Here is a 25,554-nt window from a genome sequence, read left to right on the forward strand (position 1 = left end):
CTTGTCACTACGCCGGACCGGGCTGCGACCTAGCCGGGTGTGCGACACCGACCACACGCCGACATCGGGATAATGAGGGAGGAAAGTCTCGGGAGGGAAGGTGGTCGCGGTGGGGTTGTTCGACTCGCTGCGCAGGCGCGCCAAGGGCGGGCAGAAGGCCGGTACGCTGCGGAAAGCCAGCTCCGAGGACACCCATCACCTCGATGAGTGGGCAGCCTCGCGCCGGGGTGTCGAGGCCTTCGTCGAGCCGAAGACGAACGTCACCGAGACCACTGTGGTGTTGATCGCCCACGACGGTGAATGGACCCGCCGCCGGATCGGCAGCCTGGAGGCGGCCCAGCAGTTCGGCCACCGCCGGTCGATCCCGGTGTACGAGGTCGCGCGGGTCGGCTACCCCAAGCGCATGCGCGAGTACACCGAGCGCAAGAAGCGCGGCCAGGTCTAGAGCTCGATCCGGCCGACGACCTCGCCGTTGAAGGTCTGGCCGGTGGGGCGGAAGCCCAGCTTGCGGTAGAAGCCCTCCGGACCCCCTTCGGCCGGGATCCACAGCACGGTCGCGGCCTTTTCCCCACGGCGGCGGGCCTCTTCGAGGACGGTTTCGACGGCGAACCGGCCGTGGCCGCGGCCCTGGACGCCGGCGCCGACGTTGAGCCGCCAGATCCCGCAGCGGAAGAAGTCGAACTCCGCCTCCGGGTGGAAGCCGCCCATGACGAAGGCGACCGGCTCCCCGTCGTCGAGGATCAGCCGCGGCCAGGCGATCTCCGGCTGCGTGTAGGCCTCGGCGAGCGAAACGGCCACGGGCGCGACGAAGACCTTCTGGTGCGGTTCGACGGCCAGCTGGCACGCGGCGGCGACGTTGTCCGGGGTGATCTTCTCCGCGGTGAGGGTGGTCACCGGGACCAAGCTAGCTTGCCTGGGCGAGCAGGGTGGCGTGCCGGCCCAGTGCCGCGCGGAAGGACGGGTGGACCGTCGTGCCGAGCACCGGATCGACCTCGACCACATGCGACGCCGAGAGCAGGAGAACGGCGGGTTCGGCGAGGATCACCACGCCGTTTTCGGCCCGCAGCTCGGCCGTGCCCAGCAGCCGCGGGAAGACGACGTCGCCGGGGAGGCCGTCGCAGGTGCGGAGGAAGTCGCGGAAGTCCTGCGGGAGGTCGACGCCCAGCCGCAGTCCGGCCGAGCGGATCGCGGCTTCGGAGGCCGGGGGAGGGAGGAGCGGTCCCGCTCCGCCGAGACCACGCAGGCGCATGATCTCCGCGATCAGTTCGGGCCAGCTTCCCAGGTCCGGCGGATACCGCTCGTGCAGCGCCGCGACCAGCGCACCCGCGCAGCTCGGCGCCCACTCGCGCAGGCCGAGCGGGTCCGCCCCGGCCACCAGCGCCGGGGCGAGCGCCCGCGTCGCGGCCGGCGCCGCCACGTCCGGACGCTGCCCGGCCAGTGAAGCCCACAGCGTGAGGTCGCCGTCGGCGAGAGCCGCGCGGACGCGATCCGGCCGCGAAGGCGCGACGTGCTCGACCACTTGCGCGATCGGCCCCGGCGGGAGGACACCCTCGAAATCCGAGACCGGACGGCGCAGCGAAGCCGTGTGCGCGCGCTCTTCGGCATCGAGGTCGAGCGGCGCCAGCCCCTCGGCCCAGCCCGGACGGCCGCCGCGGGCTTCGAACAGCATCGCCCACGCGCGGGCCCGGACCGGGGCCGCCACCAGGGCGTCCACCGGGCGTTCCGTGCGGGCCCGCCACTGCTCGACCAGGCGATCGGCCTCATCGAGGGCGCCGGTGACCGCGAGCAGCAGGGCCGCGTACCCGACCTGGTCGTCGAGACGGATCTCCGGCGCGGCCAGGACGTCGCGGACCGCCGACTCGAGGTACTCACCGGCATCCACGAGAACCGACCCTAGCCGAGCGCTTGCTTCGCCCCCGGGTGCAGCGGGACGGGATCGGTCCGCGTCGCCAGCTGCTTCGTGAACTCCTTCGCCGCCGGGTGGACTTTCGCCAGCTCCGCCTGCTTGTCGAAGAGCAGCTTGGTGATCGCGCACGCGTTGGCCGCCGGGAAGTCTTCGCGCACCAGCAGGAGGTTGGGCACCACGACCGTCGGCACGTCCGACGGCTGCGCGTACGTCGAGGCCGGGATGACGCCCTGGTCGTAGACGTCGTTGACCTGCTTGAGCTTCGGCAGCGATGGCGTGACGTCGAGGAACTTCACCTTGTCCTTCAACGCCGTCGTGATGTCGGTGATCTGCGCGGTCGGCAGCCCGCCGGACCAGACGAGCCCGTCGAGCGTGCCCGACTTCATGCCGTCGGCGGTCTTGGCCAGGTCGAGCCGCTGCGCCTGGACGTCGGTATCCGGCTTGAGGCCCGCCGCCTGCAGCAGGCGGTTCGCGATGACCTCGGTGCCGGACTTCGGCGAGCCCGTCGAGATCCGCTTGCCCTTCATGTCCGCGATGGTGTTGATCCCCGCGTCGGTGCGCACCAGAACCTGCGTCGAGTTCGGGTAGATCCGGGACAGGGCCTGGATCTTCTGCGGCTTGCCGTCGAAGGATCCCTTGCCGCGCACGGCGTCCGCCGCGGTGTCCGCCAGCGAGAACGCGACGTCGTAGTTGCCGGCGACCAGCTGCTGGATGTTCTGCACCGACGCGCCGGTCTCGGCCGCCGTCGCGCGCAGCTTGGTGGTGTTGCTGATCAGCTGGGCCAGCCCGCCGCCCAGCACGTAGTAGACGCCGCCGCTGTTGCCGGTGGCGATGGTGATCCGGCCTTCGCCGGCTTCGCAGGACTGCCCGCCACCCTGGGCGGGGGAGTCCGTCTGCTGTTTCCCGCCGCAGCCCGTCACGGCCAGAGCGAGTACCGCGGCAGCGGCCAGTGCGCGTTTCATGCTGTCCTCCTCTTGATCACGGCGTGGGCGAGCACGGCGACGACGGCGAACGCGGCGCCGACCGCGATCGGCACCGGTTCCAGGTAGAGCAGGCACAGGGCGGCCGGAACGAACAACAGCCGCACCGGCAGGCTGACCGGCCCGAACAGCCAGCCGCCGGTCACCACCGCCAGCGCCGCGACGGCCACCGCCGACACCGCCGCCACCCACAGCACGGTGAGCACATCGGACTGCAGCAGCAACGCGGCGCCGTTGTCGGTGAGCACGAAGGCGATCGGCACCAGGAAGGCCGGCAGCGTGTACTTCCAGCACTGCCACATGGTGCCGAGCACCGAGCCGCCGGTGATGGCCGCCGAGGCGACGGCGGCGAGCGCGGTCGGCGGCGTGACCTCGGACAGCACGGCGTAGTAGAAGATGAACATCGCGCGCTCGGCGTCGGCCACCCCCAGCGTCTCCAGGGCGGGCCCGATCACCACCCACGCGATGATGAAGCTGGCGGTGACCGGCACCGCGAGCCCGAGCACGCCGACGGCGATCGCCGAGAGCAGCACGGTCAGGATCAGGACGACCGTGCCGTTGTCGGTGAGCGCGCCGGCCAGTTCGACCAGCGCGTCGGCGAGTTCGAGGCCGAGCCCGGTCTTGGTGATGGTCGAGGTGATCACGCCGGCCGCCGCGCACACCGCGATCACCGGCAGCGCCCCGCGGACCCCGGCCGACAGCGCGTCGACCATGTCCTTCGCCCACCCGCGCACGTCGTGGCGGCGGGCGATCAGCGCGAAGAGCGCGGCGACGCCGGTGGCGTAGACCACCGCGGCGAACGGCGGGATGTCCAGGGCCAGGAACACGACGATGATGGCCAGCGACAGGAAGTGGTAGCCACCCTGGCGCAGGAGCTGCCACGGATTCCCGTGCGGGACGTCGACCGGTTCGGCCTCGAAGCGCCGCGCGTCGGCCTCCATCGCGAAGACGATGCCGAGGTAGTAGAGCAGCGTCGGGACGGTCGCCCAGATCAGCACGGTCAGGTAGGACGTCTGCAGGTACTCGGCGATGATGAACGCGGCCGCGCCCAGCGTCGGCGGCGAGAGGATCGCGCCGATACCGGACGCGGCGAGCAGCCCGCCCGCGTTTTCCTTGGGGTACCCGGCTTTCTTGAGGATCGGCCAGGTGATCGAGCCGAGGCTGACGGCCGTCGCGGTGCCCGAACCCGAGACCGTGCCGAGCAGGAAGCCCGACAGGACGGTGGTCCGGCCCGGCGCCGTCCGGGACCGCCGGAAGGCGGCGAAGGAGATGTCCACGAAGAACCGGCCGGCGCCGGAGGCGTTGAGCACGGCGCCGTAGAGGGTGAACAGCACGATGTAGCTCGCGGCGACGTCGAGCGGGGTGCCGTAGAAACCGCTCGCGTCGTTGTAGAGGGCGTTGACGATCTGGCTGAAGTCGATGCCGGCGTGCGCGATGCCCCAACTCTGCGGGAGGAAGCCGCCGTAGTAGGCGTAGGCGAGGAAGAGCAGGCAGACGATCGGCAGCACCAGCCCGGTCGTGCGGCGGGTGGCTTCGAGGATCAGCACGAGCAGCAGCGCGCCGGCGACGATGTCCAGCGGGGACAGGATGCCCTGGCGGTTCAGGAAGTCGTCGTAGCCGACGAGTACCGGGTAGAGGCCGACGGCGAGGGCGACCGCCGCGAGCGCCCAGTCCGTCCAGCCGGGGTCGTCACGGCCGCGCAGCCGCGGGCGGTAGCAGAGGAAGACCAGCGGGAGCGTCACGCCGAGGAACAGCACGAGGTAGAACTGGTTGCCCTTGGCGAACGGGAAGAACACCTGCTTGAGCACGAGGATCGCGACGGCGAGCGCGACGAAGTAGACGACGCGGTCGGGAACGCGGGAGAGGGTGCGCGCCGGCCGTTCTTCGTCGTGCTCGGCGGCGATCGCGGCGGGAGTGTCCTCTTCGACCGGCCGAGTGGTCATCCGGTCACCGTACGGTGTCGTGGATCACACCGAAACCGGCAAAGGGATCATCTGCTCCCAGACCGGTCGTGAGTGAGAAACAGGGTTAGAACACTGTTTCTCACTCACGACCGAGTGCGGGAGGGATCAGCCGTTGGCGGCGATGTCCGCCAGGACCGCGGCGATCGTCCGGACCGGGACGCCGGTGCCGCCCTTGCCGGTGTAGCCCCACGGCGAACCGGTGTTGAACGACGGGCCCGCGATGTCGATGTGGACCCAGTCGAGGCCGTCGGCGACGAACTCGCGCAGGAAGATCCCGGCCGCGAGCATGCCGCCCCAGCGGTGGCCCGTCACGTTGGCCAGGTCGGCCAGGCGCGAGTCGAGGTCGGCGCGCAGCTCCTCCGGCAGCGGCATCGCCCAGCCGTTCTCGCCGGTGGCCTGCATGACGCCGGCGACGCGGTCGCGGAAGTCGTCCGAGCCCATCACGCCGGCGGTGCGGTTGCCGAGCGCGACGACCTGGGCGCCGGTCAGCGTCGAGGTCTCGATCAGGTAGTCCGGGTTCTCCTCCGCCGCGCGCACCATCGCGTCGGCCAGGACGAGCCGGCCCTCGGCGTCGGTGTTGAGGACCTCGACGGTCTTGCCGCCGTACATGGTGAGGACGTCACCCGGGCGGTACGACGTCCCCGACGGCAGGTTCTCCGCCAGCGGGATGTGCGCGACGACTTCCAGGGGGTACTTCAGCTTCGCCGCCAGCACGACGGACGCGAGGACGCCGGCCGCGCCGGACATGTCCGAGGTCATGTGGTCCATGTTCGCGGCGGGCTTGAGGGAGATGCCGCCCGAGTCGAACGTGATGCCCTTGCCGACCAGCGCGACCTTCTTGGCGGCCTTGGCCGGCTTGTAGGCGATGCGCACCAGGCGCGGCTGGCGGGCCGAACCGCCGCCGACGCCGAGGATGCCGCCGAAGCCCTTGCGCTTGAGGGCCTTCTCGTCGAGGACCTCGAACTCGAGGCCGTTGTCCTCGGCCAGCTTCTTCGCGCGGTCGGCGAAGGAGGCCGGGTAGAGGTCGTTCGGCGGGGTGTTGATCAGGTCGCGGGCGGTCAGCACGGCCTCGGCGATGCTGGTCGCGGCCTTCAGCGTCGCCTTGTGCTCGCGGCTGGTGCCTGTCGCCGGGCTCGCGAAGTCGACCTTCGCGACCGGCGCGTCACCCTTCTCGGAGCGGTAGGCGGTGAAGACGTAGGAGCCGAGGACGGTGCCCTCGACGGCGGCCTGCAGGTCGAGCTCCGACAGCGTCACGAAGGCGCGGTCGGTGCCGGCCAGCGCGCGCCCGGCGGCCCCGGCGGCGCGGCGGACCTGCTCGGGGGTGACGCCGGCACCCTCCTTGCCCAGGCCGACGGCGAGCACGACACCCGCCGGGAGCTTGCCCAGCGTCGGGATCTTGACGACCTCTTCGGCCTTGCCGCTCGCACCGAGGGTGGCGAGCAACCCGGCGAGGCGGCCGTCGAAGGCGGCGTCCACGGCGGCGGCACCCGCGGCGAGCAGCGGGCCGTCCTCGCCGGCCAGGGTGCCGATGACGATCACGTCGGCGCGCGTCTTGGCCAGTGCCTCCCCGGTGTTGTCGGACAGGGCGAGCTTAGGCACGGTCACTTCTGGCTCCTCGCGCGTTCGCGGTGGTACCGGGCGCCGGCCCGGTCGGGATCGTGAGCCATGCTAATGACGACCGGACCACGGGTGAACAGAGGGCGAGGAGGGCCGCGTGCGGCTGGGCGGTGGGCTGCTGGTGGCGCTGGCGGCCGGAGCGGCGGGCGCGGGCTGGTGGGTGCTCGCCGGGCTGGTGCTCGCGGCGATCGCCGCGGGCGTGACGGCCCGGGTCCCGGAACCGGGGGACGCCCAGGTCGACCGGGTCGTGGTGGCCGTCGCGCGGCTGGCCGAGGTGACCGTCTACGCGATCGCGTTCGGCGCTTACGTCGTCCCTGCGCACCGGGAACTGGCGGCCGCGGGGTTCGTCGTGGTGGCGACCGGTGCCGGGTTCGCCGGGCTGAAGATCCCGACGATCGTCGTACGGATCACCGGCGGCCTGCTGCTCGTGGCGGGGCTCGTCCTGGTCGCGGTGTGCGTGGCCGTGCCGCCCGTGGCGACGGCCGGGGGCGGGCTGCAGACCCCGGACTTCGCCGCTGTGCTCGTCGCCGCGGTGCTGACGCTGCCGTTCCTCCGGCCCACCGGCCGTGAGGGTGCGGGGTGGCGCGTGCTGCTGCTGGGTGCGGTCGCCGTGCTGACCGCCTTCGCCGCGCTGTACCAGCTCGGCGCGGTCCGGCTCGGGCTCTCCCTGACGTCGTTGCGCGACCTGCTTTCCGCCGCCGACGCGGAGTCGCTGCAGCCGCTGCTCACGGTCATCGCCGTGGTCGCGACCGTGGTGCCCGCCCTCGCCGCCGGGACCGAGGTCCGGGAACGGGCCGGCGTGCCGGGCCTCGCGGGGATCGCCGTCGCCGCGGTGGCCGCGTACTTCCTGCCGGTGCTGCCCGTGCTCGTCGTCGCGGGGCTGGTGACCGTGATCGAGCTGCTACTGGGCGTGCGCGCGCGTCGGTACAGTGGGTCGGGTGAGTGATCGACGCTGGCGGCCGGGGGAGACCGTGGTCGAGCGGTTCCACCGCCCCGACGGCTCGATCGGCCAGGTCCACCCGCTGCGCGTGCTCGCCGACGACGGCCGCGTCCTGCTCGCCTGGCTGCCGGCCGGCACCCCGATCATCGGCAGCAGGCTCGTGGACGGCCGGCACATGGCGGACGCGCCCCTGGAACAGCGGTTCCGCATCCCGCGCGTGGCCGTGCCGGACTTCTGGCACCGCACGTCGACGCTGCGGCGGATCGCCGACGACGAGTGGTCGTCGGTGTGGTGGTTCTTCGACGCCGCCGGCCGCTTCACCAACTGGTACGTCAACCTCGAGGTCCCGCTCGGCCGGACCCCGGCCGGGGTGGACCGCATCGACGGCGTGCTCGACGTCGTCGTCGAGCGGGACGGCACCTGGCGCTGGGACGACGAGGACGAGGCCGAGGTGGCGATCGACGCCGGCCGCCTGACGCACGAGCAGCTGGACCGGCTGCGCGCGGAGGGCGAGCGGATCGGCGCGCTGGCCGAGCGCGGCGCCTACCCGTTCGACGGGACGGACACCGACTTCCGCCCGGACCCGGACTGGCCGATGCCCGAGCTGCCCGCGGAGCTCAGCCCGCGGTCAGGAACAGGACCAGCGCCAGCACCGCGTTGACGACCGCGAGGATCACGACCGACTTCGTCGGGAGCACCGCCGGGAACGCCTTGCCGTGGATCTTCCGCCACCACACGACGCCGAAGACGCCCGCGACGAGGCCGAGGAAGCCGCCGAAGCCGCTGCTGAGCACCGCCCAGCCGACCATGCCGAGCAAGCCGACGCCGAAGGTCAGCAGCACCGCGGTGACGAACGTCTTGACGTCGGCCCCGCCGGTCTTGGGCCGGGGCACCGGCTCCGTGGAGTGGTAGGTCACGGTGCCATCCTAGGGTCTTCCCGGCTCGGGCGCGGGGAGGCCGGAACAGTGGGACATCCGACTAACGCGCCTCCGACCAAACGGTATCGTGTAGCCATGACGACCTCGACACAGTTCGCCCATGTCCCGCACCCGAGTCCTGCGAGCGCGGACCGTGTCGCGGAGGTACTCGAGAAGCCCGGGTTCGGGCTCTACTTCACCGACCACATGGTGACCGTCAAGTGGTCGAAGAGCGAAGGCTGGCACGACGCGCAGGTCGGCCCCTACGCCCCGTTCACCCTCGACCCGGCGACGTCGGTGCTGCACTACGGCCAGGCCATCTTCGAGGGCCTCAAGGCCTACCGCCAGCCGGACGGCTCGATCGCGTCGTTCCGCCCGGACGCCAACGCCGCCCGGTTCCGGCAGTCGGCCGAGCGGCTCGCGATGCCGCAGCTGCCCGACGAGGTCTTCCTCGAGTCGCTGCGGGAGCTCATCGCGGTCGACAGCCGGTGGGTGCCCACCCGTCCGGGTGATTCCCTCTACCTGCGCCCGTTCATGATCTCGACGTCCACCGGCCTCGGCGTCAACAGCCCCGCCGCCGACTACGTGTACACCGTCATCGCGTCCCCGGCCGGCTCGTACTTCTCCGGTGGCGTCAAGCCGGTGAGCGTCTGGCTGTCGACGGAGTACGTGCGCGCGGCGCCCGGCGGCACCGGCGCGGCGAAGTGCGCCGGCAACTACGCGGCCTCGTTCGTGGCGCAGGCGCAGGCCGTGGAGAAGGGCTGCGACCAGGTGGTGTGGCTCGACGCGGTCGAGCGGCGCTGGGTCGAGGAGATGGGCGGGATGAACCTGTTCTTCGTCTTCGGCTCCGGCGAGAACGCCCGGGTGGTCACGCCCGAGCTGACCGGCTCGCTGCTGCCCGGCGTCACCCGCAAGTCGCTGCTGCAGCTCGCTTCCCGGCTCGGCTACAAGGTCGAGGAGCGCCGCATCTCCACCGAAGAATGGGAGAAGGCGGCTGCCTCGGGTGAGCTGACCGAGACGTTCGCCTGCGGCACGGCGGCGGTCATCACGCCCGTCGGGCACGTCAAGCACGCGGGCGGCGAGTTCACCATCGCCGACGGGCAGCCGGGCGCGCTGACGATGAAGCTGCGCGAAGAGCTGACCGGCATCCAGGAGGGCACCCGCACCGACGTGGACCACTGGATGGTCCCGCTCGGCTGATCGAGTGCGCGAAAAGGCCCCCGCACCGACCGGTGCGGGGGCCTTTTCCGTGGGTCAGGAGGCCGTGGCCGGGATGACCGGGCCGGAGACGCCGGCCTGCTCGTGCGTCGCGGTTTCGGCGAGGACGCGGGCGGCCATCATCAGCAGCGGCAACGCCGTCACCGCGCCGGTGCCCTCGCCGAGGCGGACGTCCAGCTCCAGCAGGGGGCCGAGGTCCAGGTGCTCCAAGGCCAGCGAGTGGGCGGGTTCGGCGGTCCGCTGCCCGGCCACCCACCAGCGTCGCGCGCCGGGCGCGAGGTCCTCGGCGACGAGCGCCGCGGCGCACGCGACGAGCCCGTCCAGCACCACCGGCGTCCGGCGGGCCGCGGCCTGGGCCAGGAACCCGGCCATGGCCGCGATGTCCGCGCCCGCCGTGGTGCGCAGCAGGTCTACGGGGTTGGCCAGGACCACCCGGGCCCGGCGCAGCGCGTCGCGCACCGCGGTGGCCTTGCGCATCCACGCGTCGTCGTCGATGCCGGAGCCGCGGCCGACGACCGCGACCGGCTCGGTGCCGGTCAGCGCCGCCACCAGGACCGACGCGGGCGTGCTGTTGCCGATCCCGAGGTCGCCCGGGATGAGCAGGTCCGCGCCGCCGTCGACCTCGGCGTCGGCGATCGCGATCCCGGCGCGGATCGCGGCCTTGACCTCGTCGGCGGTGAGGGCGTCCTCGACGTCGATGGACCCGGACCCGCGGCGGACCTTGAACTCGCCGATCGAGCGCGTGGCGGGAGCTTCGGTGTCCACGGCCATGTCGACGACGCGGACGCTCGCGCCCGCGGCGGCGGCCAGCACGTTGATCGCGGCGCCGCCGGTCAGCATCGTGCCCAGCAGCTGGGCGGTGACCTCGGCGGGGTAGGCCGAGACGCCCTTCGCGGCGATGCCGTGGTCGCCGGCGAACACGATGACGCGCGGCCGGGTGAACGGCCGCGGCGGCGACTGGCCCTGGCAGGCCGCGATCCAGACGCCCAGCTCTTCGAGCCTGCCCAGTGACCCGGCCGGCTTGACCAGCTTGTCGTGCAGGGCGATCGCATCGGACCGCGCGTGGTCGTCGGGCGGGGTGATCTCGGGGAACTCGATGTCTTCCGGCTCCACACCAGGCCCTTTCTCGTCCACGGCAGCGCTTGTGACCACGCCGTGGCCAACCTACCGGTGGGGCGGCCCCGGTAGTCTCGCGGCTCGTGGAGACGACGGCGGCCGCGGTGGTGCTGGCCAGTGGCGCGGGCACCCGCGTCGGCGCGAAGCTGAACAAGGTCTACCTGCCGCTGGCAGGGCGGCCCGTGGTCGCCTGGTCGCTCGACGCCTTCAAGCGCGTCCCCGGCATCGGCGTGGTCGTGCTGGTCATCCGGCCGCAGGACCGCGAACTCGCCGAAGAGGTCGTCGACGGCGACGTCGAGATCGTGCACGGCGGGGACACCCGTCAGGCGTCCGAGCTCAACGCCCTGCGCCACCTCGCCCCGCGCATAAGAGGCGGCCGGGTCGACGCCGTGCTGCTGCACGACGCGGCCCGGCCGCTGGTCCACCCCGAACTGGTCGGTGCGGTGTTGGCCCGGACACGCGAGGACGGGGGGGCTGTGCCGGGCCTGGCCGCGGACGACGTCGTCGAGGTGGATGCCGGGCACCTGGTCGCCCAGGTGCCCGGCGCGATCCGCGTCCAGACGCCTCAGGGCTTCCGGGCCGGACCGCTGCTCGAGGCCTACGAGAAGGCCGAACGAGAAGGCTTCTTGGGAACGGACACTTCGTCGTGCATGGAGCGGTTCTCCTCCCTGCCGATCCGCTGGGTCCCGGGGGCTCCCGAGAACCTCAAGATCACCTATCCCCACGACCTCGTGGTCGCGGAGCGGCTGCTCGCCCGCCGGGCCTGACCGCCGCTAGGCGCACGCGGGCGGGCCGCCACCGTGGTCGCCTTCCGTTTCCGTGGTGCTCGTCGGCCGGACCGTCACGTCGTGGCGCAGCTCCGGCGGGATGTGGCACTGCGGCTGTGGCCGCAGCGCCTGCAGCGGGGCGCCCGGGGTGCCGGGCTCCGCCAGGGTGAGCACCGCCCGCAGCGTCCAGACCGGGGTGGCGTGGTACTGCCACGTGACCACCCGCGGGCTGAACACGTCGGTGCCCGGGAAGGTCGGCACGCGGTAGGCGCTGGCACGGTGCTCGTCCCGGAGGACGATGACATCCGCGCAGGTCGGCCACGTGTGGACCGCGGCGTAGAGCTCCGGGGCCTCGCGGCCGCCGAACAGGTGCAGCACCCACTTGCGGCGCCGGAGCTCCTCGAGGAGTTCCTCGAGGCCCGGGCCGCTGGAGCCGCTGTGTGCTGTGGGCGGGGACACACTTTCGAGGGTAACTTGCGCACTAGAGCGCAGTCCAGCATGTGTACTAGTACACCTGGGTGGTTCTGAACAGGCCTTTGTGGGACACACTCCGGCGTGCTAGAACACTTGTGCGTGATTTCCGGCGTGAGGAGCCGCCTTGCCCACCCTCGACCGTCCTGAGCCGCCGTACCTGCAGATCGCGGGCCGGATCCGGGAAGACATCCTGTCCGGCCGGCTGCAGGAGGGCGACGCGGTGCCGTCCGCCCGCGAGATCGCGCGCACCTGGGCCGTCGCCATGGCGACGGCCACCAAGGTCCTGGCCACGCTGCGCTCGCAAGGGCTCGTGCGCCCCGTGCGCGGCGTCGGTACGGTCGTCGACCGCGGCGGCCTGCACCGCACCGCCCGCGACCGCAACGCCGCTTCGACGCGGACGGGCCGGATCTACCCGCCCGGCCACTACGCCGTGATCCGGTCGGCCGGCCTCGAGCAGGCGCCCGAACGCGCCGCGGCCGCGCTGGGCCTGGAGGAGGGCGCTCCGGCGATCCGGCGGCGGCGTACCACCTACGGGCCGGACTCGCGGCCGCTGTCGACGTCGACGTCGTGGTTCGACGGCACGCTGTCGGCCAAGGCGCCGGCGCTGCTGGTCCCCGAGCGGATCGTCGAGGGCACCTCGGCCCACGCGGCCGCGCGGCTCGGCACGAAGATCGCGACGACGCAGGAAAGGCACGCGGCGGGCCGCGCGAGCGAGGAGGAGGCGGCCGAACTGGGGCTGCCGGCCGGTTCGCCGGTGCTGCTGGGCCGGAGCACCTTCCTGGCGGCCGACGGGACGGTCGTCGAGTACGGTGAGTCCGCCGCCTTGCCCGACCACTGGGTTTTCTACGAGTACACGACTGAGGACGGCGAATGAAGCACATCCACGCGGGCAAGGTCCGCGACCTGTACGAACTCGACGGCGGGGACATCCTGCTCGTCGCGTCCGACCGGGTCTCGGTCTACGACGTCTCGCTGCCGACGCCGATCCCGGACAAGGGCGCGCTGCTCAACCAGCTGTCCGCGTGGTGGTTCGAGCGGATGTCCGGTGTGGTCCCGAACCACGTCGTCTCGACGACGGACGTCCCCGAAGAGTTCGCCGGCCGCGCGATGCGGTGCAAGCCGCTGAAGATGGTCCAGGTCGAGTGCATCGCGCGCGGCCACCTCGCCGGCCTCGGCCTGCGCGAGTACCAGCGCGACGGCAAGATCTCCGGCGTCGCGCTCCCGCCGGGCCTGGTCGAGGGCGACAAGCTGCCGGAGCCGATCTTCACGCCGACGACGAAGATCTCCGACACCGGCCACGACGAGTTCATGACCTTCGACGAGGTGCTGAACGAGATCGGCGAAGACACCGCGAAGCGGCTTCGCGAGCTGACGCTGGAGATCTACACGAAGGGCGCGGAGCACGCCGCGAAGCAGGGCGTGATCATCGCGGACACGAAGCTGGAGTTCGGTTTCGACGCCGACGGCACGCTGACCCTCGGCGACGAGGTCCTGACCTCGGACTCGTCGCGATTCTGGCCCGCCGACGAGTGGGAGCCGGGCCGTCCGCAGCACGCGTTCGACAAGCAGTTCGTGCGGGACTGGTCGCGTTCGACGGGCTGGGACCAGACCCCGCCCGGGCCCGAGATCCCGGCGGAGATCGTCGAGCAGACGCGGCAGCGCTACACCGAGGTCTACGAGCGGATCACGGGGAAGACCTGGGTTCGTGGGTGAGTGTGACCCGTACCGGCTGATCGACGACGTCGAGACGTTGCTGACCGAGCGCGGGTTCGCCCCCGAGCGCGTGCCCGGGCGCGGAGGCGACCGGCTGGCGGGTGCCAGCCGCCTCCTGCGCGGGTTCGGGCTGGAGCCCCGGATGGCCCCGGAAGACGCGCTCGACCTCGGCGTGCCGTTCCAGGGCCGGATCAACCAGGATTAGGGGCTCCTGGTCAGGCTCGCGTCGCGCTCGACGACGTCGCCGAGGACGTCGTCGATGGCGGTCAGCAGGTCGGCGTCGAGCTTCTTGCCGGCGGCCTTGACGTTCTCGTGCACCTGCTCCGGGCGCGAAGCCCCGATGATCGCCGAGGCGACGTTCGGGTTCTGCAGCACCCACGCGACGGCCAGCTGAGCGAGGCTCAGGTCGGCCTGCTTGGCGAGCGGCTCCAGCTCGGCGACGCGTTTGAGGACGTTCTCGTCGAGGAAGCGGGCGACCATGTTGGCACCGCCCTTCTCGTCGGTGGCGCGCGAGCCGGCGGGGTAGTCGGCGCCGGGCTTGTACTTGCCGGTGAGGACGCCCTGCGCGATCGGCGACCAGACGATCTGGCTCAGGCCCTCACGCTCCGAAGCGGGGATGACCTGGTCCTCGATGACGCGCCAGAGCATGTTGTACTGCGGCTGGTTCGAGACGAGCGGGACCTTCAGCTCCCGCGCGAGGGCGGCACCGCGGCTGATCTGCTCGCCGGTCCACTCGGAGACGCCGACGTAGAGCACCTTGCCCTGGCGGACGAGGTCGGCGAAGGCGAGCATCGTCTCTTCGAGCGGGACGGTCCGGTCGAACCGGTGCGCCTGGTAGAGGTCGAGGTAGTCGGTGCCGAGCCGCTGCAGGGACGCGTGGGCCGACTCCATGATGTGCTTGCGGGACAGGCCCTTGTCGTTGGGGCCCTTGGGGCCGGTGGGCCAGAAGACCTTGGTGAAGATCTCCAGGCTTTCCCGCCGCTGCCCCTTCAGACCGCGGCCCAGCACCGATTCGGCGGCGGTGTTGGCGTAGACGTCGGCTGTATCGAACGTGGTTATGCCCGCGTCGAGGGCGGCTTTGATGCAGGCGTGCGCCTGGTCCTCCTCGACCTGGGAACCATGGGTGAGCCAGTTCCCGTACGAGATCTCACTGACGTTGAGGCCGCTGCGGCCGAGACGACGAAACTCCATGGGTGGGAGTTTAGGCGGTAATCGTTTGCTTTGCTAACGACCCTGGAGTGACTCCAGCTTCACTTGGGCTGTTCGTCCTTGGTGTCCGCTGGTGGGCCGGTCTCGATCTCGAAGAACGGCAGCTTGAGGCGGAACCGCTCGCCGTCCTTGCGCTTCGCGAGGTGGAGGCGGTAGATCAGCCAGGCGCCGAGGAAGACGATGACCAGGATGGCGGCGATGGCCCAGAGGCTCGCCGCGGACATGCCGGCGACCCGGGACAGGACGACTTCGAACGACACGAGCAGCCCTCACCGCTGACGAGTCCCGGGGCGTCCCCACCAGCCGGTCAAGGGTGGTGTTGCCACTTCAGCTTCGGCCGGCTCATTCGAGCCTGCCAATGTCGCGCCACGCCCGGCGCCCTGGCCCCGGAGTGGCTGCATGTCACACAGTGCAGCCAGGCAGAGCGCGCATCGTGTTGTTGCCAACACGGACACGTCTCGGCCCCATAGCCGCCCTAGCCAGCGCGAAACTCCCTGTGAAAGGAGCTTCGTCACCTGCTCGGTGACACCCTTCCGGACACGTCGAAACGAAGTTTAACGCGCCCTGTGTCGTGCGGGCGCTGTGGTCCGCGGATGCGCGGCGCGCCGGGTCGTCTGCTCGCGCGGATCGCTTCGGACAGCAAGAAGGCGGGTGGAGGCTCGCTCCACCCGCCTTCTCGAAAACAGCTCAGTTCGAAACCAGCTCAGTTCGGGATCGGGTCCCCGGGCTTCAACCGCGGCTTCGGCACCCGCAGCCGCCGGATCTGCGACGCCCGGACGAACGCGTACCAGCCGATCGAGCGGCCCGCGATCGGCTCCTTCGGGAACTTCTCCCGCGCCAGCTTCGCGATCTTGCGTCCGTTCACGAAGCCCTCGATCGCCATCACCAGCAGCATCGCCGTGCACAGCAGCGTGATGTACGACTGGACCTGGGGCAGCGGCACCAGCAGCGCCAGGAACACCAGGATCGCCAGCGGCATGAACAGGCCCAGCAGGTTGCGCCGCGTGTCGACCAGGTCGCGGACGTACGCCTTCACCGGCCCGCGGTCGCGCGGGAGCAGGTACTTGTCGTCGCCCGCCATCATGCGGTCGCGGCGGAGCTTGGCCGCCGCGCGGCGGTCTTCCTTGGTCTGGGGGTTCGACTTGCGCAGTTCCTTGTTGCGCTTCATCGCCTCGCGCATGGAGGTGGGCGGCGGCGCCACCGGGCCGCGCCGCTTCGCCTCCGCGTCTCGGCGCTTCGGCGTAGCCTTGCCCTTACCGGGCGTGTACGACTTGCCGTTGACGTCGACGGCTTCCGCGGCCTCCGGCTCTTCGGCGGCGGTGTCTGTGGTGCTTCGGCGCAGGAACCTCACCTCACCAGGGTATTGCAGGCGTCACGCCGCCGTTCACCAGGTCGATCGATGTGCGACCATGGTGGGGGAACAGAACGGACGCTCCGGGTGTTGAAGACGTCAGCACGAGGACTATCCGCAGTGAGTTCGAACTTAGAGGGAGTGCCATGACGACCGCTGAGCACGCCGGCGCGACGCAGGCCGAGACCACCGAAGAAACCCACGGCGTCACGCTGACCGACGCCGCGGCTTCCAAGGCGAGGGCCCTGCTCGAGCAGGAGGGCCGCGACGACATGCACCTGCGCATCGCCGTCCAGCCCGGTGGCTGCGCGGGCCTGCGCTACCAGCTGTTCTTCGACGAGCGTTCGCTCGACGGCGACCTGTTCCGCGACTTCGACGGCCTCAAGGTCGCCGTCGACCGGATGAGCGCGCCGTACGTGTCGGAAGCCGTCATCGACTTCGTGGACACGATCGAGAAGCAGGGCTTCACGATCGACAACCCGAACGCCACCGGCTCCTGCGCCTGCGGCGACTCGTTCCACTGAGTCACAGCGTCGCGCAAGACGGCCACGAAGAAGGCCCCGACCTCCGTGCGGAGGGCGGGGCCTTTTTCGTCGCTGCGGGCCTACACGTAGGCGTCGAGCTCCGCGACCTGGGCGTGGCACGCCTCGTCGACCTGCCACGGCTTGGCCGTGACTCGGGGCAGCGGGAGGTCCTCCGCCTGGAGCGTCGCCGGGATGAGCGCGCAGTCGGCGATCAGCTCGGACAGGGTCTCGGGTTCGGTGAGGGCGTTCACGATTCGTAACGCTATTGATCCGCTCTCGACTGGAGAAGGAGTACCAGCCGGTAGTGTCGGTTGGGCGTGCGCGGACTACCCGGTTGGGTCATGACCCGGGGGTAACTTCGTGCCTTTTGCCGTGAGGTCGACCACATAAGGAGCAGCCGGTGGCAGCCAAAGCCAGGATCGCGGTGTCCGGCAGTATCGCGACCGACCACCTCATGCATTTCCCGGGCAGGTTCGCGGAGCAGCTGGTCGCCGAGCAGCTGCACCGGGTCTCGCTGAGCTTCCTCGCCGACGACCTCGTGGTCCGGCGCGGCGGCATCGGCGCGAACATCGCCTTCGGTCTCGGGGTGCTCGGCGTGCAGCCGGTGCTCGTGGGCGCGGTGGGCGCGGACTTCGCCGACTACCGCTCCTGGCTGGAGCGGCACGGCGTCGACACGTCCGGTGTGCACGTCTCGGAGGTCGCGCACACCGCGCGGTTCGTCTGCACGACCGACGAGGACCTCTGCCAGATCGCGACGTTCTACGCCGGCGCGATGGCCGAGTCCCGCAACATCGAGCTCCAGCCCATCGCCGAGCGCGCCGGCGCGCTCAGCCTGGTGCTGATCAGCCCGGACGACCCGGAGGGCATGGTCCGCCACGCCGAAGAGTGCCGTCAGCGCGGGTACGAGTTCGCCGTGGACCCGTCGCAGCAGCTGGCCCGCATGACCGGCGAGCAGGCCCGCGCGTTCGTGGCCGGCGCGAAGTACCTGTTCAGCAACGACTACGAGTGGGAGCTGCTGCTCCAGAAGACCGGCTGGACCGAGGCCGACGTGCTCGACCAGGTCGGCCTGCGGATCACGACGCTGGGGGAGAAGGGCGTCGAGATCGTCGGCAAGGACTTCGTCGCCCTGCAGATCGGCGCGGTCCCCGAGCGCGCGAAGGCCGACCCGACGGGCGTCGGCGACGGCTTCCGCGCGGGCTTCCTGGCCGGTCTCGACGGCGGCCTGAACGTCGAGCGCGCGGCCCAGCTCGGCTCGCTGATCGCGGTGCTGGTCCTGGAGACGGTCGGCACCCAGGAGTGGACGTTCGACCGCACGGACGCGCTGGCCCGCATCGGCGACGCGTTCGGCCCGGACGCGGCGGAGGAGATCTCGGTGGTCCTGCCCGCCTGACCCCCGTGGTCGTGAGTGAGAAACAGTGTTCTAACCCTGTTTCTCACTCACGACCGGCCGCGGCAGAGATCAGAGCTTGACCGGGTACACCGGCTCCGGGATCTCGGGCTTGATGCGGTGCTCGACGAAGATGCCGTGCCACAGCATGAACACGATCAGCGCCCACAGCTGGCGGCTGCGGTCGAGCTGCCCCGCCTTGTGCTCCTCCAGCAGGGCCAGGATCGCCTTCTTGTCCAGCAGCTCCTCGGCGCGTGAATCGTTGATGATCCCCTTCGCCCAGTCGTACATCTCGTTGCGCAGCCACAGCCGGATCGGCACCGGGAACCCGAGCTTGCGGCGGTTCAGCACGTGCGCCGGGATGATCTTGGCCAGGGCCTGGCGCAGCGCGTACTTCGTCGTGCCGTGCGCCAGCTTCTGGTCCAGCGGGATCGAGGCCGCGACCTTGAACACCTCGGCGTCGAGGAACGGCACCCGCAGCTCCAGCGAGTTCGCCATCGTCACCTTGTCGGCCTTGACCAGGATGTCGCCGCGCAGCCAGGTGTAGAGGTCGACGTGCTGCATCCGCGCCACCGGGTCCCAGCCGCGCGAGACGTCGTACCAGGGCGCCGTGACGTCCTTGAAGCCGACGCCTTCCTGGTAGCTCTTCAGCACGTTGCGCAGCTGGTCGTCCCGGAAGTTGCGGGCGTTGCCGTAGTAGCGGTCCTCCAGCGGCAGCGCGCCGCGGCGCAGCAGGTCCTTGCCGCGGGTGCCCTCGGGGATCTTCGTCGACACCTTGCCGATGAGCTTCCGCATGCCGCCCGGGATCTTCTCGAACGGCGCCAGCGAGATCGGCTCGTTGTAGATCGTGTAGCCGCCGAACAGCTCGTCCGCGCCTTCGCCGGACAGCACCGCCTTGACGTGCTTGCGGGCCTCGCGCGCGATGAACCACAGCGGGACCAGCGCCGGGTCGGCCACCGGGTCGTCGAGGTACCAGACGATGAGCGGCAGGGCCTCCATCATCTCGTCCGCCGACACCGTGCGGACCACGTGCTTCACGCCGATCGCGGCGGCCGACTCGGCGGCGACGTCGACCTCGGAGTAGCCCTCGCGCTCGAACCCGGTGGTGAACGCGATCAGGTTCGGGTTGTGCTCCTTGGCCAGCGTGGCGGTGGCCGTGGAGTCGATGCCGCCCGACAGGAACGCGCCCACGGTGACGTCGGGGTCGGAGATCATGTGCTTGCCGACCGAGTCGCGCATCACATCGGCGATGCGCTGGTACAGCTCCTCGGCCTCGGCCGGCCCGTTGACCGGCTTCGTCGCGAACTGCGGGTGGAAGTAGCGGGTGAACTTCACCTCACCGCCCGGGACCACCTCGAACGACGTCCCGGACTCGACGCGGCGGATCGCGGTGTGCAGCGACTCGGGCTCGGGTACGTACTGCAGGACCAGGTAGTGCTGCAGCGCCTTCCGGTCCAGCTCCTGCGCGACGCCGAGGGTGTCCGACAGCTCCAGCAGGCTCTTCTTCTCGCTGGAGAACGCCACCCCGCCCGGGCCGGCCGAGTAGAAGAGCGGCTTGATCCCGAACGGGTCGCGCGCACCGAAGACGCGCTTCTCCTGGGAGTCCCAGATCATGAAGGCGAACATGCCGCGCAGGCGCTTCACCCAGTCGGCGCCGAGGTAGTGGAAGCCGGCGACGATGGCCTCGCCGTCGCCCTCGGTCTCGAACTTCGCGCCGTGCTGCTCGGCCAGCTCGGCGCGCAGCTCCAGGTAGTTGTAGATCTCGCCGTTGAAGTTCATCGTGTAGCGGCCCGGCGCCTCCGGCGGCCCCCAGACCAGCGGCTGGTGGGCGTGCTCGACGTCGATGAAGGCGAGCCGGTTGAAGCCGTAGACGACCTCGGCGTCGGCCCACGTGTCCTGCTCGTCGGGGCCGCGGTGGCGCTGGCAGCGCATGGCCGCGCCGACGGCGTCACGCGCGTTCGCGGCGCCGGTCTCGGTCGCGCAGATCAGTCCAAGCAGGCCGCACACGGGTACTCACACACCTTCAGGGTCTTCGTGGGGCTGGGGAGCGCCCAGTATGCCGGGCAGGCCGTGGCGAGTACCACGCGCGTCATGGGTTACCCCTTGGTCAGCGTGGAGCGTGAACTCGGCTAGGCTCCGGCCTGTCACAAAGATCTGTCGTAGGAGGCTCTGGGTGAAAGGGCGAGGCGCAGTGGGACAACCCAAGCGCACCCTGGGGAAGCGGACCGTGCGCGTAGCCGCGCTGGCCGTGCTGGTCGCGCTGACCGCGACGGGCTGCTCCGGCGACGAGATCCTGCGGTTCGGCTGGCCGGTGGGCGTCACGCGCCAGGCCGACGAGATGCGCACGCTGTGGACCTGGACCGTGGTGGCCGCGCTGGTCGTCGGCGCCATCGTGTGGGCCCTGATCTTCTGGACCGCGACGTTCCACCGCAAGAAGAAGACGGTCGACGGCGAGCCGGAGGAGCTGCCCCGGCAGTTCCAGTACAACATCCCGCTCGAGCTGTTCACGGTCGTCGTCCCGACGATCATGGTCTGCGTCCTGTTCTTCTTCACCGCGACGACGGAGTCGAAGGTCCTGGACAAGATCCCGAACCCGGACGTCAAGGTCCAGGTCGTGGCCTTCCAGTGGAACTGGGAGTTCAAGTACGAGGACGCCAACGCGGCGAAGCCCGACGGCAGCGGCCAGGTCAGCACGGTCGGCTCGTCCGGTGAGATCCCGCTGCTGGTGCTCCCGGTCGGCAAGGTCATCCAGTACGACCTGCTCTCCACCGACGTCATCCACTCCTTCTGGGTGCCCGAGTTCCACTTCAAGCGGGACGTCTTCCCGAACCCGGACAAGAACAACCAGGACAGCTCCTTCCAGAACACGATCGACCGCGAAGGCTCCTTCGTCGGCCGGTGCGCGGAGCTGTGCGGCACGTACCACTCGGTGATGAACTTCGAGGTCCGCGCGCTGTCGCCGGACAAGTACGACGCGTACATCGCGCTGCGCAAGCAGGTGAACCCGGCCACCGGCCAGACCTTCACCGCGTCCGAAGCCCTCAAGAAGATGAACTGCGGCGAGCTGTGCACCCCGCACGCGGTCACCACCCAGCCGTTCAACACCGACCGCACGGCGCGGACCGCGTCCAACTGAGCCAGGAGTAGGAAAGACCCATGAAGGTCGAAGCGCGCATCTTCTTCATCGTGGCAGTCTTCGCCGTGATCATGGCCGGTGTGTACTGGACGTGGGCCGTGCTGGACCCCCGCTTCGGAGGCAAGCCCGAGCCGGTGGGCATCGTCTCGCTGATCCTGACCGGTGGGCTCGCGTTCCTCGCGGGCAGCTACATGCAGTTCGTCTCCCGGCGCATCGAGCCGCGGCCGGAAGACCGCGAGGACGCCGAGATCAGCGACGGCGCCGGCGAGCTGGGCTTCTTCAGCCCGGGCAGCTACTGGCCGGTCTCCATGGCGGCCACCGCGGCGCTCGCCGCGCTGGCGCTGGCGTTCTTCCACATCTGGCTGCTCGTGATCGCGCTCGTCGCGCTGCTCATCACGATCGGCGGGCTGGTGTTCGAGTACCACACGGGTCCGTCGCACGACTGACCTGAGCGTTCTTCGCCGACTGGCCGCCCCGCTGAGGACTCAGCGCGGCGGCCAGTACTGCGAGCATGCCCAGTGCCTCCGGCCAGGTCGGGCGGTGGCCGTAGAAGGCGACGTCCACCAGCACCGCGACCACCGGGTACAGGTAGGACAGCAGTGCCACCGTCGTGGTCGGCAGCTTGCCGATGCTCGCGTACATCAGCACGTACATCAGCGCGGTGTGGACGGTGCCCAGCAACACCAGCCAGAGCAGCTCACGCGGCGCCGTCGGCAACGGCGTGACCAGCAGGACGGGTGCCAGCAGGACCGCGCCGACCGTCGTCTGCACGGCCGCGAGCAGGTGCGGGCGGATGTGCTTCAGCTGCTTCGCGACGAAGGACGCACCGGCGTAGAGCACGGCTGCGCCGAGCGCCAGCCCGATCCCGGCGAGCTGGACGGGCTTGCCGTCCTCGCCGTGCGCGGACAGTGAGATGAGCGTCACGCCGCCGAACGCGATCGCGGCTCGGACCAGGTGGCTCTTGGCGACCTTTTCGCCGAGGAACGCCGCCGCCAGGCCGACCAGGATGAGCGGCTGGGTGTGGTAGACGACCGTGCTGACCGAGATCGACGACAGCGCGTAGGACGCGAACAGCAGCACCCAGTTGCCGACCAGGAACAGCCCGCCGAGGACGGCCAGCCCGAGGTCGCGCTTCGAGGGCCGCCAGGCGGGCAGCCAGCCGCGGGCGAGGCACCAGAGCACCAGCAGCGTCCCGCCGACGAAGCAGCGGGCGAAGGCCACGGCCGGGGCGGCCGCGCCGCTCTCGAGGACGACGGCGCCGATCGTGCCGGACATCGCCATCGCCGCGGACCACTGGAGCAGCGGGCGGGTTTCGGAGTTCGTCATGGCGTTCAGGTTCGTCCGCTTGCTCGGGCGCGACCAGTGTCAGAGATGACAACGGCCGCAAAACTTGTGACATGCTGGCCGGCATGGACGTCAACCGGGTCGCGGTGGTGCTCGCGGACCACGTTTCGCCGTTCGAGCTGGGTGTCGCGTGCGAGGTCTTCGGCACCGACCGCAGCGCCGACGGCATCGAAGGCTGGGACTTCGGGGTCTGCTCGCCCGCGGGCGAGCCGGTGGCCAGCTGGTCGGGCTTCGGGCTGACCGGGCTGCACGACCTGGACTTCGCGGCGTCGGCGGACCTGCTGATCGTGCCGACGTGCGCACCCCGGACGGCGCCACCGCCGTCGCCGGTGCTGGACGTCCTGCGCGACGCGGCGGCGCGGGGCGCGTGGGTGGCGGGGTTCTGCGCGGGCGTGTTCACGCTGGGCTACGCGGGCCTGCTCGACGGACGGCGCTGCACGGTCCACTGGGTGTACGAGGCGGAGTTCCGCGCCCGGTTCCCGGCGGCGTCCGTGGACACGCAGGCGCTGTACGCGGACGACGGCGGGGTGTTGACGAGCGCGGGCACGGTGGCGGCGGTGGACCTGTGCCTGCACCTGGTCCGGCGGCTGCGCGGCGTGACGGCGGCGACGACGCTGGCCCGCCGGATGGTGGCGGCGCCGTTCCGGGCCGGCGGGCAGGCCCAGTTCGTCCAGGCGCCGGTGCCGTCCGCCCCGGACGACTCGGTGGTGGCGGAGGCACTGGAGTGGGTCGAGCGGCGGCTGGACCAGCCGTTCACGGTGGCCGAGCTGGCCCGGCGGAGCGGGCTGGGGGAGCGGACGTTCCTGCGCCGGTTCTCGGCCGCCACGGGGACGACACCGCACCGGTGGCTGACCGAGCGGCGGCTGGACCGGGCCCAGGCGTTGCTGGAGGAGGGCCGCCTGTCGGTGGAGGACATCGCGACGGCGTGCGGGTACGCCTCGGCGGCGGCGCTCCGGCACCAGTTCAGCCGGCTGCGGGGGACGAGCCCGACGTCGTACCGCACGGCCTTCCGCGGCTGACGAGCCTCAGCCGAAGGCGATCCAGCGGTCCAAGAGCGCGGCCGCGGCCCCGGAATCGATGGCCTCGGCCGCCTTCGCCAGCCCGGCACGCAGATCGTCCTCGAGGGATTCCGAGAACCCGGTGAACACCGCCAGAGCCGCGGCCGCGTTGATCAGGACCGCGTCCCGCACCGGCCCGGGCTTGCCGCCCACCAGCTCGCGGACCACCTGGGCGTTCGACGCCGCGTCGCCACCGCGCAGATCCTCCGCCGTGGCGCGCGGGACACCCAGCTCCGCCGGGTCCAGCGAGCGCGAAGTCACCGTGCCGTCCGACACCACCCACACCGACGAGGTCGTCGTCGTGGTGATCTCGTCCAGGCCGTCGTCGCCGCGGACGATCAGGGCACGGGTTCCCCGGCGGGCGAACACCTCCGCCAGCACGTGCGTCTTGTCCTCGTACGCGCAGCCGATCAGCGCGCTGCCCGGCTGGGCCGGGTTGGTCAGCGGCCCCAGCAGGTTGAACGTCGTCGGGATGCCGAGCTCGCCGCGGACCGGGCCCGCGTGCCGCAGGGCGGGGTGGAACGCCGACGCCAGGAAGAACCCCACGCCGACCTCGGTGAGGCTCCGCTGGACGTCCTCCGGGGGCAGCGAAATCGTGACGCCGAGCGCCTCCAGCACGTCCGCCGCACCGGACTTCGACGACGCGCTGCGGTTGCCGTGCTTGGCCACCGGGGCGCCGGCCGCCGCCGTGACGATCGTCGCCATCGTCGAGATGTTCACCGAGTTCGAGCCGTCGCCACCGGTGCCGACGATGTCGACCGCCGGGCGGTCCAGCTCGACCCGCCGGGCGTGCGCCAGCATCGTCGCCGCCATGCCCGCGATCTCCGACGGCGTCTCGCCCTTCGCGCGCAGCGCCACCGCGAACCCGGCGATCCGGGCCGGGCTCGCCGCGCCGCTCATGATCTGGTCCATCGCCCACGCCGTGTCCTCCTCGGACAGGTCGACGCGTGCGACGAGCTGCTTGAGCAGCGGCGGCCAGGTGCGGGGGACCGGGGTGGTCACCGGGCTCAGCCGTTCACGACGGGGACCCGTCGCGCGCGCAGCACGTCGGCGACGGTCTCCGCGGCGGTCAGCGGGTCCAGCGGGTGCACCAGCACGGCGTCCGCCTGCGACCACGTCGCCAGCCACCGGTCGTCCCGGCGCCGCACCGCGACCACGATCGGGGGACAGTCGGCGATCTCGCTCTTGAGCTGCCGGCACAGGCCGATGCCGCCGGTCGGCTGCGCCTCACCGTCGAGGATCGCCAGGTCGACGTTCCCCGCGTCCACCTCGGACAGCACGTCCGCGATCCCGGCGGCCTCGATGTAGTCCACGCGCGCCAGGTCCGCCGCCGGACGGCGCCCGACCGCGTTCACGATCGCTTCGCGCACCTCCGCCTTGTGGCTGAACACCAGGACCCGCATCGACTCGCCCATCAGGCACGCCTCCGTCTCGCTAACCACACGTCCGCCACGATCGTATCGGCCGAGACCGACATCACGCGGGCGCCTCCGGCTGTTGCGCGTCCCAGCCCAGGGCGTCGCCGCCCAGCCGCTGGGCCAGACCCGCCATCCGGGACCGTTCCTGGGCGCAGTGCAGCGCGTCGAGCACCTGGACGCGGACCGCGAGCACCCGCGTCAGCTCCCCCGAAGGTGACTCTTCTCGCAGGTCATAGCCGTCCTGCGCGAGGATCGACGCCGCTTCGGCGACCCGGTCCGGCGGCAGGAGCAGGTGGTGCCGCAGAACGGCCGGTGCCGTGCTGACCCAGGCGGGTGAACCGGCGAGCACGGCGGAGTCCGCGACCGCCGGGTCGAAGGCCTCGGCGACGATCTCCAGACCGGGCGCATCAGGCGTCAGACCGGGGGTTTCGCGCTTCTTGACCAGGTTGAGCAGGCGGTTCACCAAACCCATGAGTAGCTCTCACCTTCCCGGGCGTTCACTGTGATCGGTTACG

Annotated in this window: 30 protein-coding genes; 13 read left to right on the forward strand and 17 right to left on the reverse strand. The window is 71.1% G+C overall.

Going from position 1 to position 25,554, the window contains the following annotated elements; all coding sequences use genetic code 11:
- Positions 1 to 100: 100 nt before the first annotated feature.
- Positions 101 to 445, forward strand: a complete 345-nt coding sequence (locus AA23TX_RS07795) for an oxidoreductase (RefSeq protein WP_155541890.1) — start codon at positions 101 to 103, stop codon at positions 443 to 445.
- Here AA23TX_RS07795 and AA23TX_RS07800 read toward each other — a convergent pair.
- From AA23TX_RS07800 to AA23TX_RS07820, 5 genes are all read right to left on the reverse strand, one after another.
- Entirely contained in the window at positions 442 to 894 is a 453-nt protein-coding gene (locus tag AA23TX_RS07800; RefSeq protein ID WP_155541891.1) for a GNAT family N-acetyltransferase, read from the reverse strand. The genes AA23TX_RS07795 and AA23TX_RS07800 overlap by 4 nt on opposite strands.
- 10 nt (positions 895 to 904) lie before the next feature.
- On the reverse strand, positions 905 to 1,882 hold the full coding sequence (locus tag AA23TX_RS07805; RefSeq protein WP_155541892.1) for an SMI1/KNR4 family protein: 978 nt from the start codon (positions 1,880 to 1,882) through the stop codon (positions 905 to 907).
- A gap of 11 nt (positions 1,883 to 1,893) precedes the next feature.
- Positions 1,894 to 2,868, reverse strand: coding sequence for a TAXI family TRAP transporter solute-binding subunit (locus tag AA23TX_RS07810; protein WP_155541893.1), 975 nt, complete (start codon positions 2,866 to 2,868; stop codon positions 1,894 to 1,896).
- A complete protein-coding gene (locus AA23TX_RS07815) occupies positions 2,865 to 4,829 on the reverse strand; it encodes a TRAP transporter permease (protein WP_155541894.1) in 1,965 nt (654 codons plus the stop codon). The genes AA23TX_RS07810 and AA23TX_RS07815 overlap by 4 nt, the downstream gene beginning before the upstream one ends.
- A gap of 126 nt (positions 4,830 to 4,955) precedes the next feature.
- Positions 4,956 to 6,455 carry a leucyl aminopeptidase gene (locus AA23TX_RS07820; protein WP_155541895.1) on the reverse strand — a complete coding sequence of 500 codons (1,500 nt, stop codon included), beginning with the start codon at positions 6,453 to 6,455 and terminating at the stop codon, positions 4,956 to 4,958.
- A 109-nt stretch (positions 6,456 to 6,564) separates the two neighbouring features.
- Here AA23TX_RS07820 and AA23TX_RS07825 point away from each other — a divergent pair, with 109 nt between their 5' ends.
- Together AA23TX_RS07825 and AA23TX_RS07830 are read left to right on the forward strand one after the other, a co-directional pair.
- Positions 6,565 to 7,413 (forward strand): hypothetical protein, encoded by an 849-nt coding sequence (locus tag AA23TX_RS07825; protein ID WP_155541896.1) that lies wholly within the window; start codon positions 6,565 to 6,567, stop codon positions 7,411 to 7,413.
- Entirely contained in the window at positions 7,406 to 8,068 is a 663-nt protein-coding gene (locus tag AA23TX_RS07830; protein ID WP_196425217.1) for a ribonuclease FAU-1 family protein, read from the forward strand. Before AA23TX_RS07825 ends, AA23TX_RS07830 begins: the two co-directional genes overlap by 8 nt.
- Here the strand turns inward: AA23TX_RS07830 and AA23TX_RS07835 are convergent.
- Positions 8,025 to 8,324, reverse strand: a complete 300-nt coding sequence (locus AA23TX_RS07835) for a hypothetical protein (protein WP_155541897.1) — start codon at positions 8,322 to 8,324, stop codon at positions 8,025 to 8,027. The two genes, AA23TX_RS07830 and AA23TX_RS07835, sit on opposite strands and share 44 nt — an antisense overlap.
- Positions 8,325 to 8,420: 96 nt before the next feature.
- Between AA23TX_RS07835 and AA23TX_RS07840 the strand changes: the two genes are divergently transcribed.
- Entirely contained in the window at positions 8,421 to 9,524 is a 1,104-nt protein-coding gene (locus tag AA23TX_RS07840) for a branched-chain amino acid aminotransferase (protein WP_155541898.1), read from the forward strand.
- A 54-nt stretch (positions 9,525 to 9,578) separates the two neighbouring features.
- Here AA23TX_RS07840 and cobT read toward each other — a convergent pair whose 3' ends face one another.
- Positions 9,579 to 10,655: a nicotinate-nucleotide--dimethylbenzimidazole phosphoribosyltransferase gene (cobT, locus tag AA23TX_RS07845; RefSeq protein ID WP_155544316.1), complete on the reverse strand. Its 1,077-nt coding sequence runs from the start codon at positions 10,653 to 10,655 to the stop codon at positions 9,579 to 9,581.
- Between the two features lie 86 nt (positions 10,656 to 10,741).
- Here cobT and AA23TX_RS07850 point away from each other — a divergent pair, with 86 nt between their 5' ends.
- Positions 10,742 to 11,425 carry an IspD/TarI family cytidylyltransferase gene (locus tag AA23TX_RS07850; RefSeq protein WP_155541899.1) on the forward strand — a complete coding sequence of 228 codons (684 nt, stop codon included), beginning with the start codon at positions 10,742 to 10,744 and terminating at the stop codon, positions 11,423 to 11,425.
- A 6-nt stretch (positions 11,426 to 11,431) separates the two neighbouring features.
- On the opposite strand, the gene AA23TX_RS07855 is transcribed toward AA23TX_RS07850, so the two are convergent.
- Complete coding sequence (locus tag AA23TX_RS07855; protein ID WP_155541900.1) at positions 11,432 to 11,884, reverse strand: hypothetical protein; 453 nt, start codon at positions 11,882 to 11,884, stop codon at positions 11,432 to 11,434.
- Between the two features lie 139 nt (positions 11,885 to 12,023).
- Between AA23TX_RS07855 and AA23TX_RS07860 the strand changes: the two genes are divergently transcribed.
- The 3 genes from AA23TX_RS07860 to AA23TX_RS07870 are packed head-to-tail and all read left to right on the forward strand — an operon-like array spanning position 12,024 to position 13,817.
- Positions 12,024 to 12,773 (forward strand): GntR family transcriptional regulator, encoded by a 750-nt coding sequence (locus tag AA23TX_RS07860; protein WP_155541901.1) that lies wholly within the window; start codon positions 12,024 to 12,026, stop codon positions 12,771 to 12,773.
- The gene (locus AA23TX_RS07865) at positions 12,770 to 13,612 is read left to right on the forward strand and encodes a phosphoribosylaminoimidazolesuccinocarboxamide synthase (RefSeq protein ID WP_155541902.1); all 843 of its coding nucleotides are present in this window, start codon (positions 12,770 to 12,772) and stop codon (positions 13,610 to 13,612) included. The genes AA23TX_RS07860 and AA23TX_RS07865 overlap by 4 nt, the downstream gene beginning before the upstream one ends.
- Positions 13,605 to 13,817, forward strand: coding sequence for a hypothetical protein (locus tag AA23TX_RS07870; protein WP_155541903.1), 213 nt, complete (start codon positions 13,605 to 13,607; stop codon positions 13,815 to 13,817). Before AA23TX_RS07865 ends, AA23TX_RS07870 begins: the two co-directional genes overlap by 8 nt.
- Here the strand turns inward: AA23TX_RS07870 and AA23TX_RS07875 are convergent.
- From AA23TX_RS07875 to AA23TX_RS07885, 3 genes are all read right to left on the reverse strand, one after another.
- Complete coding sequence (locus AA23TX_RS07875; protein ID WP_155541904.1) at positions 13,814 to 14,803, reverse strand: aldo/keto reductase family protein; 990 nt, start codon at positions 14,801 to 14,803, stop codon at positions 13,814 to 13,816. The genes AA23TX_RS07870 and AA23TX_RS07875 overlap by 4 nt on opposite strands.
- Positions 14,804 to 14,862: 59 nt before the next feature.
- A complete protein-coding gene (locus tag AA23TX_RS07880; protein WP_230862392.1) occupies positions 14,863 to 15,081 on the reverse strand; it encodes a hypothetical protein in 219 nt (72 codons plus the stop codon).
- A gap of 443 nt (positions 15,082 to 15,524) precedes the next feature.
- Positions 15,525 to 16,172, reverse strand: coding sequence for a DUF3043 domain-containing protein (locus AA23TX_RS07885; protein WP_155541905.1), 648 nt, complete (start codon positions 16,170 to 16,172; stop codon positions 15,525 to 15,527).
- Positions 16,173 to 16,318: 146 nt separating this feature from the next.
- Here AA23TX_RS07885 and AA23TX_RS07890 point away from each other — a divergent pair, with 146 nt between their 5' ends.
- Positions 16,319 to 16,696, forward strand: a complete 378-nt coding sequence (locus AA23TX_RS07890) for a HesB/IscA family protein (protein ID WP_155541906.1) — start codon at positions 16,319 to 16,321, stop codon at positions 16,694 to 16,696.
- Between the two features lie 80 nt (positions 16,697 to 16,776).
- Here the strand turns inward: AA23TX_RS07890 and AA23TX_RS49540 are convergent, their stop codons facing one another.
- The gene (locus tag AA23TX_RS49540; RefSeq protein ID WP_196425218.1) at positions 16,777 to 16,947 is read right to left on the reverse strand and encodes a hypothetical protein; all 171 of its coding nucleotides are present in this window, start codon (positions 16,945 to 16,947) and stop codon (positions 16,777 to 16,779) included.
- Between the two features lie 149 nt (positions 16,948 to 17,096).
- Between AA23TX_RS49540 and AA23TX_RS07895 the strand changes: the two genes are divergently transcribed.
- On the forward strand, positions 17,097 to 18,086 hold the full coding sequence (locus AA23TX_RS07895) for a carbohydrate kinase family protein (RefSeq protein ID WP_155541907.1): 990 nt from the start codon (positions 17,097 to 17,099) through the stop codon (positions 18,084 to 18,086).
- 69 nt (positions 18,087 to 18,155) lie between these two features.
- On the opposite strand, the gene asnB is transcribed toward AA23TX_RS07895, so the two are convergent.
- On the reverse strand, positions 18,156 to 20,090 hold the full coding sequence (asnB, locus tag AA23TX_RS07900; RefSeq protein ID WP_155541908.1) for an asparagine synthase (glutamine-hydrolyzing): 1,935 nt from the start codon (positions 20,088 to 20,090) through the stop codon (positions 18,156 to 18,158).
- A 184-nt stretch (positions 20,091 to 20,274) separates the two neighbouring features.
- Between asnB and ctaC the strand changes: the two genes are divergently transcribed.
- Positions 20,275 to 21,219 (forward strand): aa3-type cytochrome oxidase subunit II, encoded by a 945-nt coding sequence (ctaC, locus tag AA23TX_RS07905; protein ID WP_196425219.1) that lies wholly within the window; start codon positions 20,275 to 20,277, stop codon positions 21,217 to 21,219.
- A 20-nt stretch (positions 21,220 to 21,239) separates the two neighbouring features.
- Complete coding sequence (locus AA23TX_RS07910; protein WP_155541910.1) at positions 21,240 to 21,665, forward strand: cytochrome c oxidase subunit 4; 426 nt, start codon at positions 21,240 to 21,242, stop codon at positions 21,663 to 21,665.
- On the opposite strand, the gene AA23TX_RS07915 is transcribed toward AA23TX_RS07910, so the two are convergent.
- The gene (locus tag AA23TX_RS07915) at positions 21,613 to 22,545 is read right to left on the reverse strand and encodes a DMT family transporter (protein WP_155541911.1); all 933 of its coding nucleotides are present in this window, start codon (positions 22,543 to 22,545) and stop codon (positions 21,613 to 21,615) included. The two genes, AA23TX_RS07910 and AA23TX_RS07915, sit on opposite strands and share 53 nt — an antisense overlap.
- Before the next feature lie 83 nt (positions 22,546 to 22,628).
- Between AA23TX_RS07915 and AA23TX_RS07920 the strand changes: the two genes are divergently transcribed.
- Positions 22,629 to 23,582: a GlxA family transcriptional regulator gene (locus AA23TX_RS07920; protein WP_155544318.1), complete on the forward strand. Its 954-nt coding sequence runs from the start codon at positions 22,629 to 22,631 to the stop codon at positions 23,580 to 23,582.
- A 6-nt stretch (positions 23,583 to 23,588) separates the two neighbouring features.
- Here AA23TX_RS07920 and trpD read toward each other — a convergent pair whose 3' ends face one another.
- From trpD to AA23TX_RS07935, 3 genes are all read right to left on the reverse strand, one after another.
- Positions 23,589 to 24,623: an anthranilate phosphoribosyltransferase gene (trpD, locus tag AA23TX_RS07925; protein WP_155541912.1), complete on the reverse strand. Its 1,035-nt coding sequence runs from the start codon at positions 24,621 to 24,623 to the stop codon at positions 23,589 to 23,591.
- Between the two features lie 5 nt (positions 24,624 to 24,628).
- A complete protein-coding gene (locus AA23TX_RS07930; protein WP_155541913.1) occupies positions 24,629 to 25,036 on the reverse strand; it encodes a hypothetical protein in 408 nt (135 codons plus the stop codon).
- A gap of 61 nt (positions 25,037 to 25,097) precedes the next feature.
- On the reverse strand, positions 25,098 to 25,511 hold the full coding sequence (locus AA23TX_RS07935; protein WP_155541914.1) for a hypothetical protein: 414 nt from the start codon (positions 25,509 to 25,511) through the stop codon (positions 25,098 to 25,100).
- Positions 25,512 to 25,554: the final 43 nt, after the last annotated feature.

It is taken from the genome of Amycolatopsis camponoti (assembly GCF_902497555.1).
GTDB classification, from domain to species: domain Bacteria; phylum Actinomycetota; class Actinomycetes; order Mycobacteriales; family Pseudonocardiaceae; genus Amycolatopsis; species Amycolatopsis camponoti.

What these genes read in the sequence shown, in the direction of transcription:
- AA23TX_RS07810 (WP_155541893.1), bottom strand. Translation starts at nt 2,868, where the DNA reads ATGAAACGCGCACTGGCCGCTGCCGCGGTACTCGCTCTGGCCGTGACG.
- AA23TX_RS07815 (WP_155541894.1), bottom strand. Translation starts at nt 4,829, where the DNA reads ATGACCACTCGGCCGGTCGAAGAGGACACTCCCGCCGCGATCGCCGCC.
- AA23TX_RS07840 (WP_155541898.1), top strand. Translation starts at nt 8,421, where the DNA reads ATGACGACCTCGACACAGTTCGCCCATGTCCCGCACCCGAGTCCTGCG.
- AA23TX_RS07865 (WP_155541902.1), top strand. Translation starts at nt 12,770, where the DNA reads ATGAAGCACATCCACGCGGGCAAGGTCCGCGACCTGTACGAACTCGAC.
- AA23TX_RS07875 (WP_155541904.1), bottom strand. Translation starts at nt 14,803, where the DNA reads ATGGAGTTTCGTCGTCTCGGCCGCAGCGGCCTCAACGTCAGTGAGATC.
- AA23TX_RS07890 (WP_155541906.1), top strand. Translation starts at nt 16,319, where the DNA reads ATGACGACCGCTGAGCACGCCGGCGCGACGCAGGCCGAGACCACCGAA.
- AA23TX_RS07910 (WP_155541910.1), top strand. Translation starts at nt 21,240, where the DNA reads ATGAAGGTCGAAGCGCGCATCTTCTTCATCGTGGCAGTCTTCGCCGTG.
- AA23TX_RS07915 (WP_155541911.1), bottom strand. Translation starts at nt 22,545, where the DNA reads ATGACGAACTCCGAAACCCGCCCGCTGCTCCAGTGGTCCGCGGCGATG.
- AA23TX_RS07920 (WP_155544318.1), top strand. Translation starts at nt 22,629, where the DNA reads ATGGACGTCAACCGGGTCGCGGTGGTGCTCGCGGACCACGTTTCGCCG.
- AA23TX_RS07930 (WP_155541913.1), bottom strand. Translation starts at nt 25,036, where the DNA reads ATGGGCGAGTCGATGCGGGTCCTGGTGTTCAGCCACAAGGCGGAGGTG.
- AA23TX_RS07935 (WP_155541914.1), bottom strand. Translation starts at nt 25,511, where the DNA reads ATGGGTTTGGTGAACCGCCTGCTCAACCTGGTCAAGAAGCGCGAAACC.